Raw genomic sequence first — 16,107 nt, forward strand, 5'->3', positions numbered from 1 at the left:
TATCAGGCTTCCGCAGTCGCCTGCTGGGCCTGTACCTGCGCCATGTGCTGGGCGAACAGGGCGTCGAAGTTGACCGGTGCCAGGTTCAGCTGCGGGAAGGAACCCTTGCTCACCAGGTTGGACACCGCTTCGCGGGCATACGGGAACAGGATGTTCGGGCAGAAGGCCGCCAGGCAGTGGGCCAGTTGCGGCTCAGGCAGGTTGCCGATGGTGAAGATGCCGGCTTGCTGCACTTCGCACAGGAAGGCGGTCTCGGTTTCCAGCTTGCAGGTGACAGTCAGGGTCAGCACCACTTCATAAACGCTGTCGGCCAGGACATTGGTCTTGGTGTCCATGTCCAGCTTGACGTCCGGCTGCCACTCTTTCTGGAAGATGTGCGGGGTATTCGGGGCTTCGAAGGAGACATCCTTGGTGTAGACACGCTGGATGTGGAATTCCGGTTGCACTTCCTGGTTGTTGATTTCGTCAGCCATTTCGTTTGATTCCTTTTTAAGATAATGAGTGGGCGCAGGCCCTTAAATCAGCGTTTTTTGGTCACCGGCAGATTGTCTGCACGCCATTGGGCCATGCCACCGCTGAGCACATACACCTGCTTGAAACCGGCCTTGCTCAGTTGGCGACCCGCGCCACCAGCGGTCATCCCCGACTCGCACACCACTATGATGGGGGCATCCTTGTGCTTTTCAACAGGGCCCAGATTATTCGCCTGGATCTGGGCGAGCGGCAGGTGATGGGCCCCGGCCAGATGGCCCTTGGCAAATTCATCCTGACTGCGAATGTCCACGACGGTGGCATTTTCACGGTTGATAAGCAGGGTAGCGGCGTGGTTGTTGACCGCCTTCACCGGAGAAAAACGAGCACGCACAGTGGTATACACCAGAGTGCCTGCCAAGCCCAACCAGGCTGCGGTCAGCAGCGGATTGCGGGCCGCGAAATCCAAATACTCTTGCATCTTCTACTATCCAGGGACCAAGACAAGGGCCCGAGTATACATGGGGCCCTGCATAAGATCAGCCATCTTGGCGGCAAAGCGAGAGCAAGCTCCCATCAGGGATGGCTGCCGATTCTTCCTCCTCCAACCGGGCCGAACGAGAGGATGCGCCATGCCGAAAAGAGGGGGAAAACAGAGGAAAACCCGCCGAGGCAGACAAGCCGGCAACATGCCTAAAACAGCGGGATAACAGTTAAAAAGCGAGGCTGGAGAGGGACTTGGCTATCAGGTGACTATTTCGGCAGATGTAGTAATATTACGCTAGTTTCACTTCCCGCAATTCATTCCTATCCGAGAGGACATAGCCTTATGTCAACAGCTAAGAAACCGCTGGTTCTGGTCATCATGGACGGTTGGGGCTACAGCACCAAGCAAGAGTACAACGCCGTTGCTGCTGCCAAGACCCCCAACCTGGATCGCCTGGCCCGTGACTACACCAGCACCCTGATCTCCGGCTCCGGCCTGGACGTGGGTCTGCCGGACGGCCAGATGGGCAACTCCGAAGTGGGCCACACCAACATCGGTGCCGGTCGCGTCGTCTATCAGGAGCTGACCCGCATCTCCAAGGACATCCAGGACGGCGACTTCTTCCAGAACGTCGAGCTGGCCAAGGCTGTCGACGCTGCCGTGACCAAGGGCAAGGCCGTGCACATCATGGGTCTGATGTCCCCGGGTGGCGTACACAGCCACGAAGAGCACATCATGGGCATGATCGAGATGGCCGCCAAGCGTGGCGCCGAGCAGATCTACTTCCACGCCTTCCTGGATGGCCGCGACGTCCCGCCGCGCAGTGCCCAGTCCTCCATCGAGCTGTTCGACGCCCTGTTTGCCCGACTGGGCAAGGGTCGTTTCGCCTCCATGATCGGTCGTTACTACGCCATGGACCGCGACAACCGCTGGGATCGCGTGCAGCAGGCCTATGACCTGATGACCCAGGGCAAGGGCGAATTCACCGCCGACAACGCCACCGACGCGCTGGCCGCCGCCTATGCCCGCGACGAGAACGACGAGTTCGTCAAAGCCACCCGCATCGGCGACGCTGTACCGATGATCGACGGCGATGCGCTGATCTTCATGAACTTCCGCGCCGACCGCGCCCGCGAAATCACCCGCGCCTTCGTCGATACCGACTTCACCGGCTTCGCCCGCACCGCCACCCCGGCCCTGCACTTCGTGATGCTGACCGAATACGCGGCCGACATCAAAACCGCCTGCGCCTATCCGCCCACCGCCCTGGTCAATACCCTGGGTGAGTGGCTGGCCAAGCAGGGCAAGACCCAGCTGCGCATCTCCGAGACCGAGAAGTACGCCCACGTCACCTTCTTCTTCAACGGTGGCGAAGAGGCCTGCTTCACTGGCGAAGATCGCGAAATCGTAGCGAGCCCGAAAGTGGCTACCTATGACCTGCAGCCGGAGATGAGCTCCGAAGAGCTGACCGACAAGCTGGTTGCGGCCATCAAGAGCGGCAAGTACGACGTCATCATCTGCAACTACCCGAACGGCGACATGGTCGGCCACACCGGCGTGTTCGATGCGGCCGTCAAAGCCTGTGAAGCGGTCGACCACTGCATCGGTCGCGTCACCGACGCCCTGGCGGAAGTGGGCGGCGAGTGCCTCATCACCGCCGACCATGGCAACGCCGAGAAGATGATGGACGAAGAGACTGGTCAGGCCCACACCGCCCACACCAATCTGCCGGTTCCCCTCATCTACTTCGGTCGTAAAGCCGAGGTCGCCGAAGGTGGCAAACTGTCCGATCTGGCCCCCACCATGCTGACCCTGATGGGTCTGCCGGTGCCGCCGGAAATGACTGGCAAGCCCCTGATGATTCTGAAATAATCCTGCCCCATGCGGGGATGCGAAATTATTTCACAGAAAACCAGTCGCGTCGGCCTGTTGGCCGGCGCGCTGTTTTTTTGCCTGATCGGCGGTACCGGCACAGCCCAGGCTGCGAACCAGCAGTTGGGGGCCATGCAGTCCCAGATCAAGGAACAGCAACAGACCCTCAAGCTCAGCAAGCAGGAGCTTGCCAAGCTCAACACCCAGCTCAAGGCTGACGAGCAGGCCATTTCGGCTGCCGCCGCCAAACTCGAGCAGACCAGACAGCAACTCCGGCAGAACCAGCAGAAGCTGGCGTCCCTGCAGCAGGACAAGCTGGCACTGGAGCAACAAGCAAAACATCAGAAACAGTTGCTGGCCAAGCAGGCGGAAAGCGCCTTCCAGGCGGGCAACCACGATTACCTCAAACTGCTGCTCAACCAGCAGGATCCGGCCAAGCTGAGCCGCGCCCTCGACTACTTCGACTACCTCAACAAGGCCCGCATCGAGGCCATTGAAGCCCTGCGCGCCACCCGTGACAAGCTGGCCAAGAACCAGCAGGCCACCAGAGAGACCGAGAACCGCCTCCAGACCCTGCTCGGCGAGCAGCAGGAACATCACCAGAGCCTGCTGGCCAGCCAGCAGAGCCGTGCCAAGGTGCGCAACCAGTTGCAGCAATCGGTGCAGGCCGACGAGCAGAAGCTCGACAAGCTGGTCAAGGCGGAGAAGGCGCTCAAGGCGCGGCTGGAAGAGCTGCGTCGTCAGCAGGAAGAAAAGGAACGCCGCGAACGGGCCGAGCGGGAGCGCCTTGCCAAGATCAAGGCCGAGCAGGAGCGCCAGCGCCGTCTGGAGGCCCAGCGCCTGGCAGCCGAACAGAAACGCATTGAGGAGCAGCAGCGGATCGCGGCCCAGCAGCGCCAGGTCGGCGAACAGCAGCGGCTGGCGGCCCAGCAGCAACGCGTCGCCGAACAGCAGGCCAAGGTGGCGCAGCAGCAAGCGGCCGCCCGCAACAGCGCCAAGGCAAGCAGCAACGGCTACGGCGGTCTGAGCACGGGTGGCAACCTGCGCTGGCCGGTGCAGGGCCCCATCCTCATCTCCTACGGCTCGCCACGTACCGCCGAGCTGAAGTGGAAGGGCACCCTGATCGGCGCCAGCGAAGGGACCCAGGTCAAGGCGGTGGCACCGGGACAGGTGGTCTACGCCGACTGGCTCGACGGATTCGGCATGCTGCTGGTCATCGACCACGGCAAGGGCTACATGAGCCTCTACGGCCACAACCAGTCGCTGCTGCGCCAGGTGGGACAAAAGGTGGAGCAGGGTGAGCCCGTGGCCCTGGTCGGCGACAGCGGCGGACAGGAGCGCTCCGGCCTCTACTTCGAGATCCGCTATCAGGGCGAGGCCATCAACCCGACCAAGTGGCTGGCCAGACGCTAAGCCCGCCTTGGCGGTGCCCGAGTGGAGTCCGCTACCTCATCCCCAGCCCTTCTCCCGCGAGGGGGGCAGGGAGCAAAAGACAGCAACACCGCGTCGTTTACCACTTCACCTGACAAAAAGTCTGCATCGCGCAGACTTTTGCTTGCCAGGGGGGGCACCGCCCGCCCCGATGATGAAAACTTACCTCTTTTCCACCCCGCTCAGGGGAAGACCACCAGCCCGATCTGCTCCAGCAGCCCCTGCTGCTGATCTTCATTGATCTGCACCCCGGCGAGGTTGACCCGGCGCAGATCCAGACCGGGCAGATCGCACTGGCGCAGATCGCAGCCTTGCAGGTTGAAGCTGGTCCAGTCGATTTGCCCGAACTCGGAGCCGCTGAGATCCGAGCCCGCCAGGGAGGCGCCCAGCAGGTTGGCCCCCTGCCAGCGGTTTCCGGCAAGCTCGCACCGCTCCAGCAGGCAGCTTTCGAAGTTGGCGTAGCTGAAGTTGTTGCCGGTGAGGTGGGCCTCGCAGAAGTAGCTTTTGGCAGTGATCCGGTTGGCGAAGCTGGCATGGGCGAAGTTGATCCCCATGGCCTGGCAGTTGCGCATCTCCAGCCCAAGACACTGGCTGCGGCCGAAGTCCGCCAGGGTGAGATCGCAGCGCAGGAAGCTCGCCTCCCTCAGATCGCAGCCCTGAAACAGGCAGCCCAGCTCCCGTTCCCTGTCATAGAAGCTGCAGTCGACGAAGCGGCTCTCCCCGAGATCGAGCCAGGAGAAGTGACAGCCGATGAAGCGGCACCCCTGGAACTGCTCCCCCTCCACCTCCTGCTGCTCGAAGTGGACCCCCTCGAAACACCTGCCCTTGATCATCCCCTGGCCCCTGTTGATGGCGTCATATGCTGACATTGCCGTGCAAAAACGGTAATGTTACGTGTAACATTTTTTGCCGGATCCCCAGATGAACGACACCCGCAAGCGCCGCCCTACCCTGCAGGACATTGCCGACCTGACCGGTGTCACCAAGATGACCGTCAGCCGCTACCTGCGCGACCCGTCCGCCGTGGCCGAAGGGACCCGCGAGCGCATCGCCGCCGCGGTGGAGGAGCTCGGCTACATCCCGAACCGGGCGCCGGACATGCTGTCGAACGCCACCAGCAAGGCGATCGGCATCCTGATCCCCTCCCTCTCCAACCAGGTCTTCTCAGCGGTGATCCACGGCATTGAGGCGGTGACCCGGCCCGCCGGCTACCAGACCCTGCTCGCCCACTACGGCTACAGCCCGGAGCGGGAGGAGGAGCAGGTCGCCTCCCTCCTCTCCTACAACGTGGACGGGCTCATCCTCTCGGACACCCAGCACACCGAGCGCACCCGCAAGATGATCGCCACCGCCGGCATCCCGGTGGTGGAGACCATGGATCTGCCCCTCTCCCCCATCGACATGGTGGTGGGCATGGATCACCGGGCCGCCGCCCGGGCCATGGTAACAGAGATGCTGCGCCGGGGACGGCGCAAGGTGATCTACCTCGGCGCCCGGCTCGACGTGCGCACCCAGCTGCGAATGGAAGGCTACTACCAGGCGATGGCCGATTTCGGTCTGACCGGCCAGCACCTGCTGACGGAGCAATCCTCCAGCTTCACCCTGGGGGGAGAGCTACTGGCCCAGGCCATGGCGCGCTTCCCCGACCTCGACGGCCTGTTCTGCACCAACGACGACCTGGCGGTGGGGGCCCTGCTGCAATGCCAGGCCAGGTGGATCCCGGTGCCCCAGCAGGTGGCCATTGCCGGCAGCAACGCCCTCGACATCGGCCACGCCATGACCCCCAAGCTCGCCAGTATCGTCACCCCCCGCGAGACCATAGGTCGCGAAGCCGCCATCATGCTGCTAGCCCGCCTCGGCGGCCAGCCGCTGGCGACCAGGTGCAAGGACATCGGCTTCTCCCTCTATGAGGGGGAAAGCCTCGGCTGATCCCCGGCCATCATGGCGCGTTCGACCGCCATGATGGCGCCTTCTCCCCTCTCCCCTCGCCTCCCCTGGCCTATGCTGGCTCCTCCATCCACCCTGTCAGGAGCAGACCATGCACCACACCGAACGATTGAAAGCCTGCCTGCAGCGCGTCATCTGCGATCCCGCCTTCCCCCTGGCGGAGCTCAACGCCTGGTTCACCCCCGACTACTGCCAGGAGGTGAACGGCGAGCGGCTCGACTACCCGGCGTTTCACCAGCACATCGCCACACTGCGCCGCCATCTGGCCGGGGCGAGCATCGAGTTTGTCGCCACCCTGGCGCAGGGGGAGCGGGTGCACTCGACCCATGTGGTGCGGGCCACCCGCCAGGACGGCGGCACCCTGGTCTGCAAGGTGAGCGGCCTCTTCACCTTTCGCGGCGATCGGATCTGCCACACCGACGAGGTGACCTGTCTGCTGGCAGGCAGCAAGGAGGATGCGGATATCGGCTCGCGGCGCTGACTGCCGGCAACCCGCAGACACCGCCATGGCGGGCAGGAAGGCAGATAATGCGCCCTCAGGCCGCCGGTTCGCGCCGGGCAAGGCGCTGGAGGGCGCGGGACAAGGCGCCGGGATCCTCGTAGCCGAGCCGATCGGCGATCTGGGCCAGCGTGAGCCCCCGGTGCTGCAACTGGCGCGCCCGTCCCAGCACCACCTGCTCCCGCCACTGGCGAAAGCTGCACCCCAGCTGCTGGAGGAAGAGCCGGTTGAGGGTACGCACCGAGGCGCCGCAATCTGCCGCCAGCGCCGTCAGCGTCAGATGGATGGCGGGTGCCTGGCACACCCTGTCCAGCACCCGCAGCAGGCGCGGGTCCAGCGCCCCGGCGAGGGGAATGCGCGCCGCGAGCGGGTCGGCGCGCTCCAGCTCCTGGCCAAGCACCGTCAGATAGGCCCCTTTCACCTCCTCCTCGGCCAGCTCGGACAGGCGGGCGAAGAGGCCCGCCAGCAGCGGGCTGGCCTGCAAGGGGCCGAAGGCGGTACGGGCCGGTGTCGGCACATAGAGGAGGGAGAGTCGGGAGCGGCGCAGCACGCGAAACTCGTGCTCCCACCCCGCCGGAATAAAGCAGATCTGGCCCGCCACCAGCAGTTCTCCCTCCCCTCGCCCCGTGATGATGCCGCCCCCGTCGTGCAGATAGCAGTATTGGGCATGGGGGTGGCAGTGCAGCGCGGTGAAGTGCCCTTGCGGGTAGGATGGATGCAGACAGGACATGAAGGCTCCAGGGGAGAGGGGCGGCCCCCGACCTTAAGCCAGGGCGAGGCCGGAAGCAAACGGCCCACCCCCTCCGGGGGCGGAAAAACAGCAGGCCACCCGGGGGTGGCCTGTTTAATTTTTCTAAACGATATTTGCTTAGCGTTTAACCAATTCAACCGCTTCCCGGGAGAGGCGGGTCACCTCCTCCCAGTTGCCGCTCTTGACGGCGTCTGCCGGCAGCATCCAGGAGCCGCCGACGGTGGCCACACATTTCAGCGCCAGGTAGTCGGCCACGTTTTTCGGGCCGATGCCGCCGGTGGGGCAGAATTTCACCTGGGGCAGGGGCGCCGCGATGGCGGAGAGTGCCTTGGTGCCGCCGTTCGCCTCGGCCGGGAAGAATTTGAGGTGGTCGTAGCCCGCTTCCAGCGCCTGCATCACCTCGGACGGGGTGGCCACGCCCGGGATCAGCGGCGCCGTGCTCTTGGCCGCGTGGGCCAGCAGGGCCGGGGTCATGCCCGGGGAGATGACGAAGCGGGCACCGGCAGCGACGGCGGCATCAAACTGCGCGCAGTTGAGCACGGTACCGGCACCGACCATGGCATCCGGCATCGCCTTGGCGATGAGGGCGATGGCGTCCAGCGCCACCGGGGTGCGCAGGGTGATCTCGAACACCGAGATGCCGCCATCCAGCAGGGCCTTGGCCATCGGCAGGGCCTGCTCCAGGTCGTTGATGACCATCACGGGTACCAGGGGGGAGGCGGCAAACACCTCGGCAGGGGTCACTTTCCAGTTCTGCATAGCTCTTCCTTAGTCAAAGATGGTGGCGCCGCACTCGGCGCTCGATACCGCGCGACGCATCACGCTGAACAGTTCACGGCCCCACCCCTCTTGTTCCAGGGTGAGGTCGATCTCGGCCTGGGTACGGCCGCTCAAATCGGTCAGGCAGTCGAGGCGGCCAGACTCGGCATCCACCCGCAGCAGGTCGCCATCGGCGAGCAGGCCGATGGCCCCGCCGTGCAGGGCTTCCGGGGTGACGTGGATGGCGGCCGGGATCTTGCCGGAGGCGCCGGAGAGGCGGCCGTCGGTGACCAGGGCCACCTTGTGACCCGCCTTCTGCAGGTTGCCAAGCACCGGCATCAGCTTGTGCAGCTCCGGCATGCCGTTGGCGGCCGGGCCGTTGTGGCGCACCACGATGACGGCGTCCTGGTTCAACTCACCAGCCTTGTAGGCCGCCTCCACCGCATGCTGGGAGGAGAAGACCCGGGCCGGGGCCTCGATGACCCGATACTCGGGCGCGACGGCGGAAACCTTGACCACGGCGCGGCCCAGGTTGCCCGCCAGCAGCTTGGTGCCGCCGGTGGCCTGGAACTCGCTGCCAGAGGGGGAGAGCACGCTCGGATCCGCGCTCTCGCCCACCGGTTGCCACACCAGCTTGCCATCCACCAGTGCCGGACGGCTGAGGTAGTCCTGCATCTCGCCGAAGACCGGGGTTGCATCCATGTGGATCAGCCCCTCTTCGGCCAGACGACGCATCAGGCCGGGCACGCCCCCCGCCTGTTCGAAGGCGTTGACGTCCGCCGGGCCGTTCGGGTACATGCGCACCAGGAGCGGCACCACGTCGGAGAGATCGCTCAGGTCGTCCCAGGTCAGCTCCAGCCCGGCGGCGCGGGCCAGCGCCACCATGTGAATGCTGTGGTTGGTGCTGCCGCCGGAGGCGAGCAGGGCCACCAGGCCGTTGACCAGGGCGCGCTCGTCGATCACCGCACTCAGGGGGCGATAGGCCGGGGAGCCCGGGATCATGGCGCTGATGCGGCGGGCCGCTTCCTCGGTGAGGGCGTGGCGCAGCTCGCTGTGCGGATGTACGAAGGCGGAGCCCGGCAGCATCAGGCCCATGGCTTCGAACACCAGCTGGTTGGTGTTGGCGGTGCCGTAGAAGGTGCAGGTGCCCGCCGCGTGGTAGGCGCCGCACTCCATCTTGAGCAGGGCGTCGCGGCCCACTTCACCGGCAGCGTACTGCTGGCGCACCTTCACCTTCTCGTCGTTGCTGATGCCGCTCGCCATGGGGCCGGCAGGCACGAAGGCGGTGGGCAGGTGGGCGTGGGAAAGCGCCCCCATGATCTGGCCCGGGGCAATCTTGTCGCAGATACCGAGCAGCAGGGTGGCGTCGAAGGTGTTGTGGGAGAGGGAGACCGCGGTGGCCTGGGCGATGAGATCCCGGGAGAAGAGGGACATGTCCATCCCCGGCTGACCCTGGGTCACGCCGTCGCACATGGCGGGTACGCCGCCGGCAACCTGGGCACTGTGGCCGAGCTCCGCCAGGGCGCCCTTGATGATGTCCGGGTAGCCCTGATAGGGCTGATGGGCACTCAGCATGTCGTTGTAGGCGGTGACGATGGCCACGTTGGCGCGGGTCATGTCGAGGATCCGCCCCTTCTCGTCACAGCTCGAGGCGGCCACGGCGTGGGCCAGGTTGCCGCAGGAGAGGGAGGCGCGGGTCTTGCCCTGATCGGCCTGGCGCTGGATGCGGGCCAGGAAGCGGGCACGGCGGGCGGTGCTGCGCTCGCGGATGCGGTTGGTCACCTGGGTGATCACGGGATGGGTCATAGCTTTCTCTCCAACTCTATATACGGGCGCGGTCGGCCTCAGCCGGGCGCGCGACATGGCTCATTGCGCCTGCGTCAGCGCGGTGACGGCACGGTCGACCACCTGTTCGAAGGTCCCGTCGATATCGATGCGAAACACGCCGGGCTCGCCATCCGGTCGCTCCAGGGTATCAAACTGGCTTTGTACCATGGCTTCGCGCATGAAATGGCCCTGCCGTGCCCGCATCCGTTCGAGAATGAGGGACTGGCTGCCATCCAGAAACAGGAAACTCACCGAGTCGTTGCCCTCGCGGATCTGGTCGCGGTACTGCTTCTTGAGGGCCGAGCAGACGATGACACCGAGCTCGTTCTTACGCTCCAGGCTGTAGGCCGCATCGCGGATCCGCTCCAGCCAGGGGGCTCTGTCTTCATCGTTGAGCGGGTTGCCCGCCGCCATCTTCTGGATGTTCGCGCGAGGGTGCAGATCATCGCCGTCGATGAACTTGGCCCCCAGGGCATTGGCCACCTTGAGGCCGATGCTGGACTTGCCGCTGCCACACACACCCATCACGATAATGCACTTGCCCGCCATTATTTGACCTCTCTCTCACTTTTCAAAAAACGTTCGCCTGATGGGTTCTAAGCTACCACGTTACCGGTAACATGTTACCGGTAACGTTTCGCAATGTGAAGTGCAGCACAGAAATGTGCAGAACAACAACTAGAACCATTTGAGGACAATTTTATGGACGGAGCAATGAACACACCCGATGTCGCCTATCTGCTCTCGGTAGCGGGCGGAGCCATTGTCATGTTGCTGGTGCTGATCATGCGATTCAAGGTACATGCCTTCGTGGCATTGACCCTGGTCAGCATGCTGACGGCCCTGGCCACCGGGGTCACCTATGACCAGGTGATCCCCACCATGCTGACCGGTTTCGGCGGCACCCTGGCCTCGGTCGCGCTGCTGGTCGGCCTCGGCGCCATGATAGGCCGGATCCTGGAGATGACGGGGGGCGCCAAGGTACTGGCCGATACCCTGATCAACCGCTTCGGCTCCCACCGCGCCCCCTTCGCGCTGGGTGTGGCCTCCCTGCTGTTCGGCTTCCCGATCTTCTTCGACGCCGGTCTCATCGTCATGCTGCCCATCATCTTCAGCGTGGCGAAGCAGTTCGGCGGCTCCGTCCTCAAGTATGCCCTGCCCTCCGCCGGTGCCTTTGCGGTGATGCACGCCTTCCTGCCGCCCCACCCGGGCCCGGTGGCCGCCAGCGAGCTGCTGGGTGCCAACATCGGTCTGCTCACCATCGTGGGCCTGCTGGTCGCGCTGCCCACCTGGTATCTGGGTGCTTACCTGTTCGGGCTCTGGTCCGGCAAGAAGTTTGAGCTGCCCCTGCCCCCGAGCTTCACTGCCAGTGCCGAGCAGCTCTCCGACAAGGCGCCGAGCTTCGGCCAGGTGATCTCCATCCTGCTGCTGCCGCTGGTGCTCATCTTCATGGATACCGGCCTCAATACCCTGAGCGTCATGGGCGTCATCGACAAGGGTGCGGACTGGGTCAACGTGCTGCGCATGGTCGGCAAGACCCCGGTCGCCCTGCTCATCACTGTGCTGTACGCCCTCTGGATGTTCCGCCAGAGCCAGGGCAAGGTGCAGCTCGAGAAGTTCTGCAACGACGCCCTGGCCCCGGTCTGCGCCGTCATCCTGGTCACCGGTGCCGGCGGCATGTTCGGCGGCGTATTGCGGGCGAGCGGCATCGGCACCGCGCTGGCCGACGTCCTCTCCGATACCGGCATGCCGGTGATCCTGGCAGCCTTCCTGGTGTCCGCCGCGCTGCGGGTCGCCCAGGGTTCCGCCACCGTGGCCCTGACCACTACCGCCGCCCTGATGGCGCCGACCGTGGCCGCCACCACCGGCCTGAGCGAGCTGGACCTGACCTTCATCGTCATCGCCATCGCCGGGGGCGCGACCGTACTCTCCCACTTCAACGACTCCGGTTTCTGGCTGGTCAGCCGCTTCCTGAACATGGACGAGAAGACCACCCTCAAGACCTGGACCGTGATGGAGACGCTGCTCGGCACCATCGCCTTCCTCATCGTGGCCACGGCCAGCGCCATCCTCTGACGGAAACACATCGGGGCCGCATCCGTCGGCCCCGATGTGACTCTGCACCGACTTTTTACGGATTCTTGCTTGGGCCCATCGCCACAGATTGCTAGAATTGCCTATTCTTCGCCCCGAGTGGAACGCTTCATCCCGTGATTTCAGGCTTCTCTATGCATTCATCGGCACATTATCGACAGTTGCTGACCCGCTTACCCCAGATCGCGGTCGCCGCGGATCAGTTTCAGGTGCTCAGCAGCGCCAAGGACTTCAAGAGCCGGATCCTGTCGCTCATCGCCCATGCGACCCAGCGCATCTACCTGATCGCCCTCTACCTGCAGGATGACGAGGCGGGACGGGAGATCCTCTCCGCCCTCTATGCCGCCAAGCAGCGCAACCCCGCCCTCGACATCAAGGTATTCGTCGACTTCCACCGCGCCCAGCGCGGCCTGATCGGCAAGGGCAAGCAGGGAGGCAACCACCTGATGTACCAGGCCATGGCCGCCAGCCACCAACACCAGATCGAGATCTACGGCGTGCCGGTCAAGGGCCGCGAGCTGCTCGGGGTGCTGCACCTCAAGGGCTTCATCTTCGACGACACCCTGCTCTACTCCGGCGCCAGCCTCAACGACATCTACCTGCACCAGCAGGAGCGCTACCGCTTTGATCGCTATCACCAGATCCACAGCCCGGCGCTGACCCGCAGCATGGTCAACTACGTGGATGACGTCTTCCTCGGCAGCGAGGCCGTCCAACGGCTGGATCGCACCGGCATCCCTGGCGCCAAGCAGCTCAAAGGGCAGATCCGCCGCTTCAAGCAGCGCCTGCGCACCAGCCAGTACCGCTTCGAGAGCATCCCTGCCAACGCCCGGGAGGTCGCCGTGACCCCCATGGTGGGCCTGGGCAAGCGAGGCAACCAGCTCAACCGGATGATCCGCAACCTGGTGCGGGCTACCGAGCGGGAGATCTTCATCTGCACCCCCTACTTCAACCCCCCCAAGGAGTTGAACAAGGACGTGGAAGGGCTGCTCAGACGCGGCTGCAAGGTGACCATCGTCGTGGGCGACAAGACCGCCAACGACTTCTTCATCCCGCCGGAGGAGAAGTTCTCCACCATAGGCGGCCTGCCCTATCTCTACGAGACCAATCTGCGCAAGTTTGCCGAGCGCAACCAGCACTACATCGACAACGGCCGGCTCAACCTCATGCTCTGGTGCTGCGAGAAGAACTCCTATCACCTCAAGGGGATCTTCGTGGATGAGGAGTGGGCCCTGCTCACCGGCAACAACCTCAATCCCCGAGCCTGGGCGCTGGATCTGGAGAACGGCCTGCTGGTACACGACCAGCACCATCACCTGCGCGAGCAGTTCAGTGCGGAGCGGGAGAACATCCTGGCCCACACCCGCCGCATCAGTCACTTCGACCAGATAGAGCAGATCAAGGATTACCCGGATCAGGTGCGCAAGCTGCTGGCCCGGATCCACAGGGTCAAGGCTCACCTCCTGCTCAAGCGCATCATCTGACCGCCAGGGCGCCCCGTCAGTGAAAAGGCCTGCCGTTTCCGGCAGGCCTTTTTCATGGATGGCCCTCCCCCCGCTCCCTTGCCCACCAGCCCGGAACGGCACAACGCGGCTTGCATCGAGGCCGCAACAACCCCTATCATCTGGACATATTTACAGTGTTTTCGGGCATCTAATTGATGAAATTGGATAAAATCTCTCTCGACAGCCTCAAGGGTGTCGGCAGCAAGATGCTGGAGAAGCTCGAGCGGCTGGGGCTGGCCACGGTACAGGATCTGCTGTTCCACCTCCCCCTGCGCTACGAGGACCGCACCCAGGTGTGGCCCATCGGCGATCTGCCGCCCGGCCTGCACGGTGCCGTCGAGGGCGAGATCCAGGACACCCAGCTGGTGATGGGGCGCCGCCGCATGCTGGTGTGCCGTATCAGCGACGGCACCGGCAGCCTGACCCTTCGCTTCTTCAATTTCACCGCCGCCCAGAAAAACAGCCTGGCCCAGGGCCGCCTTATCCGCTGCTTCGGCGAGACCCGTCCCGGCAAGTACGGCCTGGAGATGGCCCACCCCGAGTACAAGCTGCTCGGCGAGGAGCAGGCCGGCCAGACCGAAGAGGCCCTCACCCCCGTCTACCCCACCACAGAGGGGCTGCGCCAGCTCACCCTGCGCAGCCTCACGGATCAGGCCCTGGCCCAGCTCGACCTCTACGGGGTCGAGGAGCTGCTGCCTGCCGGCCTCTATCCCCAGCAGATCGATCTTGCCGCCGCCCTGAAGCTGCTGCACCGCCCGCCTCCCTCGGTGGCGCTGGCCCTGCTCGAGAGCGGCCAGCACCCGGCACAGCAGCGGCTGGTACTGGAAGAGCTGCTGGCCCACAACCTCTCGGTCTTGAAGGTGCGCGCCCAGGCACAGACCCAGCTGGCCCGTGCCCTCAAACCCGCTCCCGAGCTGGTCCGGCAGCTGCTCGGCGCCCTGCCGTTCACCCCCACCGGCGCCCAGAGCCGGGTGGTGGCGGAGATCGGCCGGGATCTGCAGCAGGGCCACCCCATGATGCGGCTGGTGCAGGGGGACGTGGGCTCAGGTAAAACGCTGGTCGCGGCGCTGGCCGCCCTGCAGGCCATCGGCAACGGCTGCCAGGTGGGGCTGATGGCGCCGACCGAGCTGCTGGCCGAACAGCACGCCATCAACTTCGCCAGGTGGCTGGATCCGCTCGGCATCAAGGTGGGCTGGCTGGCGGGCAAGCAGAAGGGCAAGGCGCGGGAAGAGGCGCTGGCCGCCATCGCGGACGGCAGCGTCAAGATGGTGGTGGGCACCCATGCCATCTTCCAGGAGCAGGTGGTATTCCAGCGCCTCGCCCTGGTCATCATTGATGAACAGCACAGGTTCGGCGTGCATCAGCGTCTCGCCCTGCGAGAAAAAGGAGAGCGGGAAGGGGTGCATCCCCATCAGCTCATCATGACCGCCACTCCCATCCCCCGCACCCTGGCGATGACCGCCTATGCCGACCTCGACACCTCCATCATCGACGAGCTGCCGCCGGGCCGCACTCCCATTACCACGGTCGCCCTGCCGGACAGTCGCCGCCAGGACGTGATCGAGCGGGTGAGGCTCGCCTGCGAGGAGGGCAAACAAGCCTACTGGGTCTGCACCCTGATCGAGGAGTCGGAGGTGCTGGAGTGCCAGGCCGCCGAAGACACCGCCGCCGAGCTGCAAACCCTGCTGCCCGGCCTGCACATCGGCCTGGTACACGGCCGGATGCGCCCCGTCGAGAAACAGCGGGTGATGGAGGAGTTCAAGGCGGGCATACTGCAACTGCTGGTCGCCACCACCGTCATCGAGGTGGGGGTGGACGTGCCCAATGCCAGCCTGATGATCATCGAAAACCCGGAGCGACTGGGGCTGGCCCAGTTGCACCAGCTGCGCGGCCGGGTCGGGCGGGGGTCGGTGGCCTCTCACTGCGTGCTGCTCTATCATGCCCCCTTGTCCAAGACCGCCCAGAGCCGCCTCGGGGTACTGCGGGAGACCAATGACGGCTTTCTCATCGCCCAGCGGGATCTGGAACTGCGCGGCCCAGGCGAGCTGCTCGGTACCCGCCAGACCGGCCTGGCCGATCTCAAGATCGCCGATCTGGTGCGCGACCAGCCGCTCATCCCTCAGGTGCAGAAGATGGCGCGCTTCCTGATGGACAAACACCCGGCTCATGTCGAGCCCCTGATCCGCCGCTGGCTGGGCCTGCGAGACCACTACTCCAATGCTTGACCAAGGCAGATGCAGAAGAGGGTCACCTTGCCTGATGGACAAACACCCGGCTCATGTCGAGCCCCTGATCCGCCGCTGGCTGGGCCTGCGGGACCACTACTCCAATGCTTGACCAAGGCAGATGCAGAAGAGGGTCACCTTGCCTGATGAATAAACACCCGAGCCATGTCGAACCCTTGATACGATGCTGGCTCGGTCTACGGGATCACTACTCGAATGCCTGACCAAGCAACAGAAAC

General features: G+C 64.6%; 14 protein-coding genes. 7 read left to right on the forward strand and 7 right to left on the reverse strand.

The window, feature by feature from the left end:
• Positions 1–2 precede the first annotated feature (2 nt).
• Together secB and C2U37_RS06330 are read right to left on the reverse strand one after the other, a co-directional pair.
• On the reverse strand, positions 3–473 hold the full coding sequence (gene secB / locus C2U37_RS06325; protein ID WP_010672547.1) for a protein-export chaperone SecB: 471 nt from the start codon (positions 471–473) through the stop codon (positions 3–5).
• A gap of 47 nt (positions 474–520) precedes the next feature.
• Positions 521–952: a rhodanese-like domain-containing protein gene (locus tag C2U37_RS06330; protein ID WP_010672546.1), complete on the reverse strand. Its 432-nt coding sequence runs from the start codon at positions 950–952 to the stop codon at positions 521–523.
• A 348-nt stretch (positions 953–1,300) separates the two neighbouring features.
• Between C2U37_RS06330 and gpmM the strand changes: the two genes are divergently transcribed.
• Together gpmM and C2U37_RS06340 are read left to right on the forward strand one after the other, a co-directional pair.
• Positions 1,301–2,830 carry a 2,3-bisphosphoglycerate-independent phosphoglycerate mutase gene (gpmM, locus tag C2U37_RS06335; RefSeq protein ID WP_052816405.1) on the forward strand — a complete coding sequence of 510 codons (1,530 nt, stop codon included), beginning with the start codon at positions 1,301–1,303 and terminating at the stop codon, positions 2,828–2,830.
• 9 nt (positions 2,831–2,839) lie between these two features.
• Positions 2,840–4,243 (forward strand): peptidoglycan DD-metalloendopeptidase family protein, encoded by a 1,404-nt coding sequence (locus tag C2U37_RS06340; protein WP_039039497.1) that lies wholly within the window; start codon positions 2,840–2,842, stop codon positions 4,241–4,243.
• 200 nt (positions 4,244–4,443) lie between these two features.
• On the opposite strand, the gene C2U37_RS06345 is transcribed toward C2U37_RS06340, so the two are convergent.
• Positions 4,444–5,094 (reverse strand): Qnr family pentapeptide repeat protein, encoded by a 651-nt coding sequence (locus C2U37_RS06345; RefSeq protein ID WP_104452031.1) that lies wholly within the window; start codon positions 5,092–5,094, stop codon positions 4,444–4,446.
• Positions 5,095–5,182: 88 nt separating this feature from the next.
• On the opposite strand from C2U37_RS06345, the gene C2U37_RS06350 reads away from it, so the two are divergent.
• Positions 5,183–6,190, forward strand: coding sequence for a substrate-binding domain-containing protein (locus C2U37_RS06350; RefSeq protein ID WP_039039499.1), 1,008 nt, complete (start codon positions 5,183–5,185; stop codon positions 6,188–6,190).
• A 109-nt stretch (positions 6,191–6,299) separates the two neighbouring features.
• Positions 6,300–6,689: a nuclear transport factor 2 family protein gene (locus tag C2U37_RS06355; protein WP_104452032.1), complete on the forward strand. Its 390-nt coding sequence runs from the start codon at positions 6,300–6,302 to the stop codon at positions 6,687–6,689.
• A 55-nt stretch (positions 6,690–6,744) separates the two neighbouring features.
• Here C2U37_RS06355 and C2U37_RS06360 read toward each other — a convergent pair whose 3' ends face one another.
• From C2U37_RS06360 to C2U37_RS06375, 4 genes are all read right to left on the reverse strand, one after another.
• Positions 6,745–7,437, reverse strand: a complete 693-nt coding sequence (locus C2U37_RS06360) for a helix-turn-helix domain-containing protein (protein ID WP_104452033.1) — start codon at positions 7,435–7,437, stop codon at positions 6,745–6,747.
• A 138-nt stretch (positions 7,438–7,575) separates the two neighbouring features.
• Positions 7,576–8,217, reverse strand: coding sequence for a bifunctional 4-hydroxy-2-oxoglutarate aldolase/2-dehydro-3-deoxy-phosphogluconate aldolase (locus C2U37_RS06365; RefSeq protein ID WP_039039502.1), 642 nt, complete (start codon positions 8,215–8,217; stop codon positions 7,576–7,578).
• A gap of 9 nt (positions 8,218–8,226) precedes the next feature.
• Complete coding sequence (gene edd, locus C2U37_RS06370; protein WP_039039503.1) at positions 8,227–10,023, reverse strand: phosphogluconate dehydratase; 1,797 nt, start codon at positions 10,021–10,023, stop codon at positions 8,227–8,229.
• Between the two features lie 60 nt (positions 10,024–10,083).
• The gene (locus tag C2U37_RS06375; protein ID WP_039039504.1) at positions 10,084–10,593 is read right to left on the reverse strand and encodes a gluconokinase; all 510 of its coding nucleotides are present in this window, start codon (positions 10,591–10,593) and stop codon (positions 10,084–10,086) included.
• A 165-nt stretch (positions 10,594–10,758) separates the two neighbouring features.
• Here C2U37_RS06375 and C2U37_RS06380 point away from each other — a divergent pair, with 165 nt between their 5' ends.
• The 3 genes from C2U37_RS06380 (at position 10,759) to recG (ending at position 15,868) form a co-directional block, all read left to right on the forward strand.
• Positions 10,759–12,120 (forward strand): GntP family permease, encoded by a 1,362-nt coding sequence (locus tag C2U37_RS06380; protein WP_223918078.1) that lies wholly within the window; start codon positions 10,759–10,761, stop codon positions 12,118–12,120.
• Between the two features lie 152 nt (positions 12,121–12,272).
• On the forward strand, positions 12,273–13,622 hold the full coding sequence (gene pssA, locus C2U37_RS06385; protein ID WP_185975490.1) for a CDP-diacylglycerol--serine O-phosphatidyltransferase: 1,350 nt from the start codon (positions 12,273–12,275) through the stop codon (positions 13,620–13,622).
• Between the two features lie 176 nt (positions 13,623–13,798).
• Entirely contained in the window at positions 13,799–15,868 is a 2,070-nt protein-coding gene (gene recG / locus C2U37_RS06390; protein ID WP_185975491.1) for an ATP-dependent DNA helicase RecG, read from the forward strand.
• Positions 15,869–16,107 lie beyond the last annotated feature (239 nt).

The sequence above is a fragment of the Aeromonas sp. ASNIH1 genome (genome assembly GCF_002934285.1).
GTDB lineage: Bacteria > Pseudomonadota > Gammaproteobacteria > Enterobacterales > Aeromonadaceae > Aeromonas > Aeromonas caviae.

Coding starts and splice junctions, on each gene's coding strand:
- secB (WP_010672547.1), bottom strand. CDS start 473: ATGGCTGACGAAATCAACAACCAGGAAGTGCAACCGGAATTCCACATC.
- C2U37_RS06330 (WP_010672546.1), bottom strand. CDS start 952: ATGCAAGAGTATTTGGATTTCGCGGCCCGCAATCCGCTGCTGACCGCA.
- gpmM (WP_052816405.1), top strand. CDS start 1,301: ATGTCAACAGCTAAGAAACCGCTGGTTCTGGTCATCATGGACGGTTGG.
- C2U37_RS06340 (WP_039039497.1), top strand. CDS start 2,840: ATGCGGGGATGCGAAATTATTTCACAGAAAACCAGTCGCGTCGGCCTG.
- C2U37_RS06345 (WP_104452031.1), bottom strand. CDS start 5,094: ATGATCAAGGGCAGGTGTTTCGAGGGGGTCCACTTCGAGCAGCAGGAG.
- C2U37_RS06350 (WP_039039499.1), top strand. CDS start 5,183: ATGAACGACACCCGCAAGCGCCGCCCTACCCTGCAGGACATTGCCGAC.
- C2U37_RS06355 (WP_104452032.1), top strand. CDS start 6,300: ATGCACCACACCGAACGATTGAAAGCCTGCCTGCAGCGCGTCATCTGC.
- C2U37_RS06360 (WP_104452033.1), bottom strand. CDS start 7,437: ATGTCCTGTCTGCATCCATCCTACCCGCAAGGGCACTTCACCGCGCTG.
- C2U37_RS06365 (WP_039039502.1), bottom strand. CDS start 8,217: ATGCAGAACTGGAAAGTGACCCCTGCCGAGGTGTTTGCCGCCTCCCCC.
- edd (WP_039039503.1), bottom strand. CDS start 10,023: ATGACCCATCCCGTGATCACCCAGGTGACCAACCGCATCCGCGAGCGC.
- C2U37_RS06375 (WP_039039504.1), bottom strand. CDS start 10,593: ATGGCGGGCAAGTGCATTATCGTGATGGGTGTGTGTGGCAGCGGCAAG.
- C2U37_RS06380 (WP_223918078.1), top strand. CDS start 10,759: ATGAACACACCCGATGTCGCCTATCTGCTCTCGGTAGCGGGCGGAGCC.
- pssA (WP_185975490.1), top strand. CDS start 12,273: ATGCATTCATCGGCACATTATCGACAGTTGCTGACCCGCTTACCCCAG.
- recG (WP_185975491.1), top strand. CDS start 13,799: ATGAAATTGGATAAAATCTCTCTCGACAGCCTCAAGGGTGTCGGCAGC.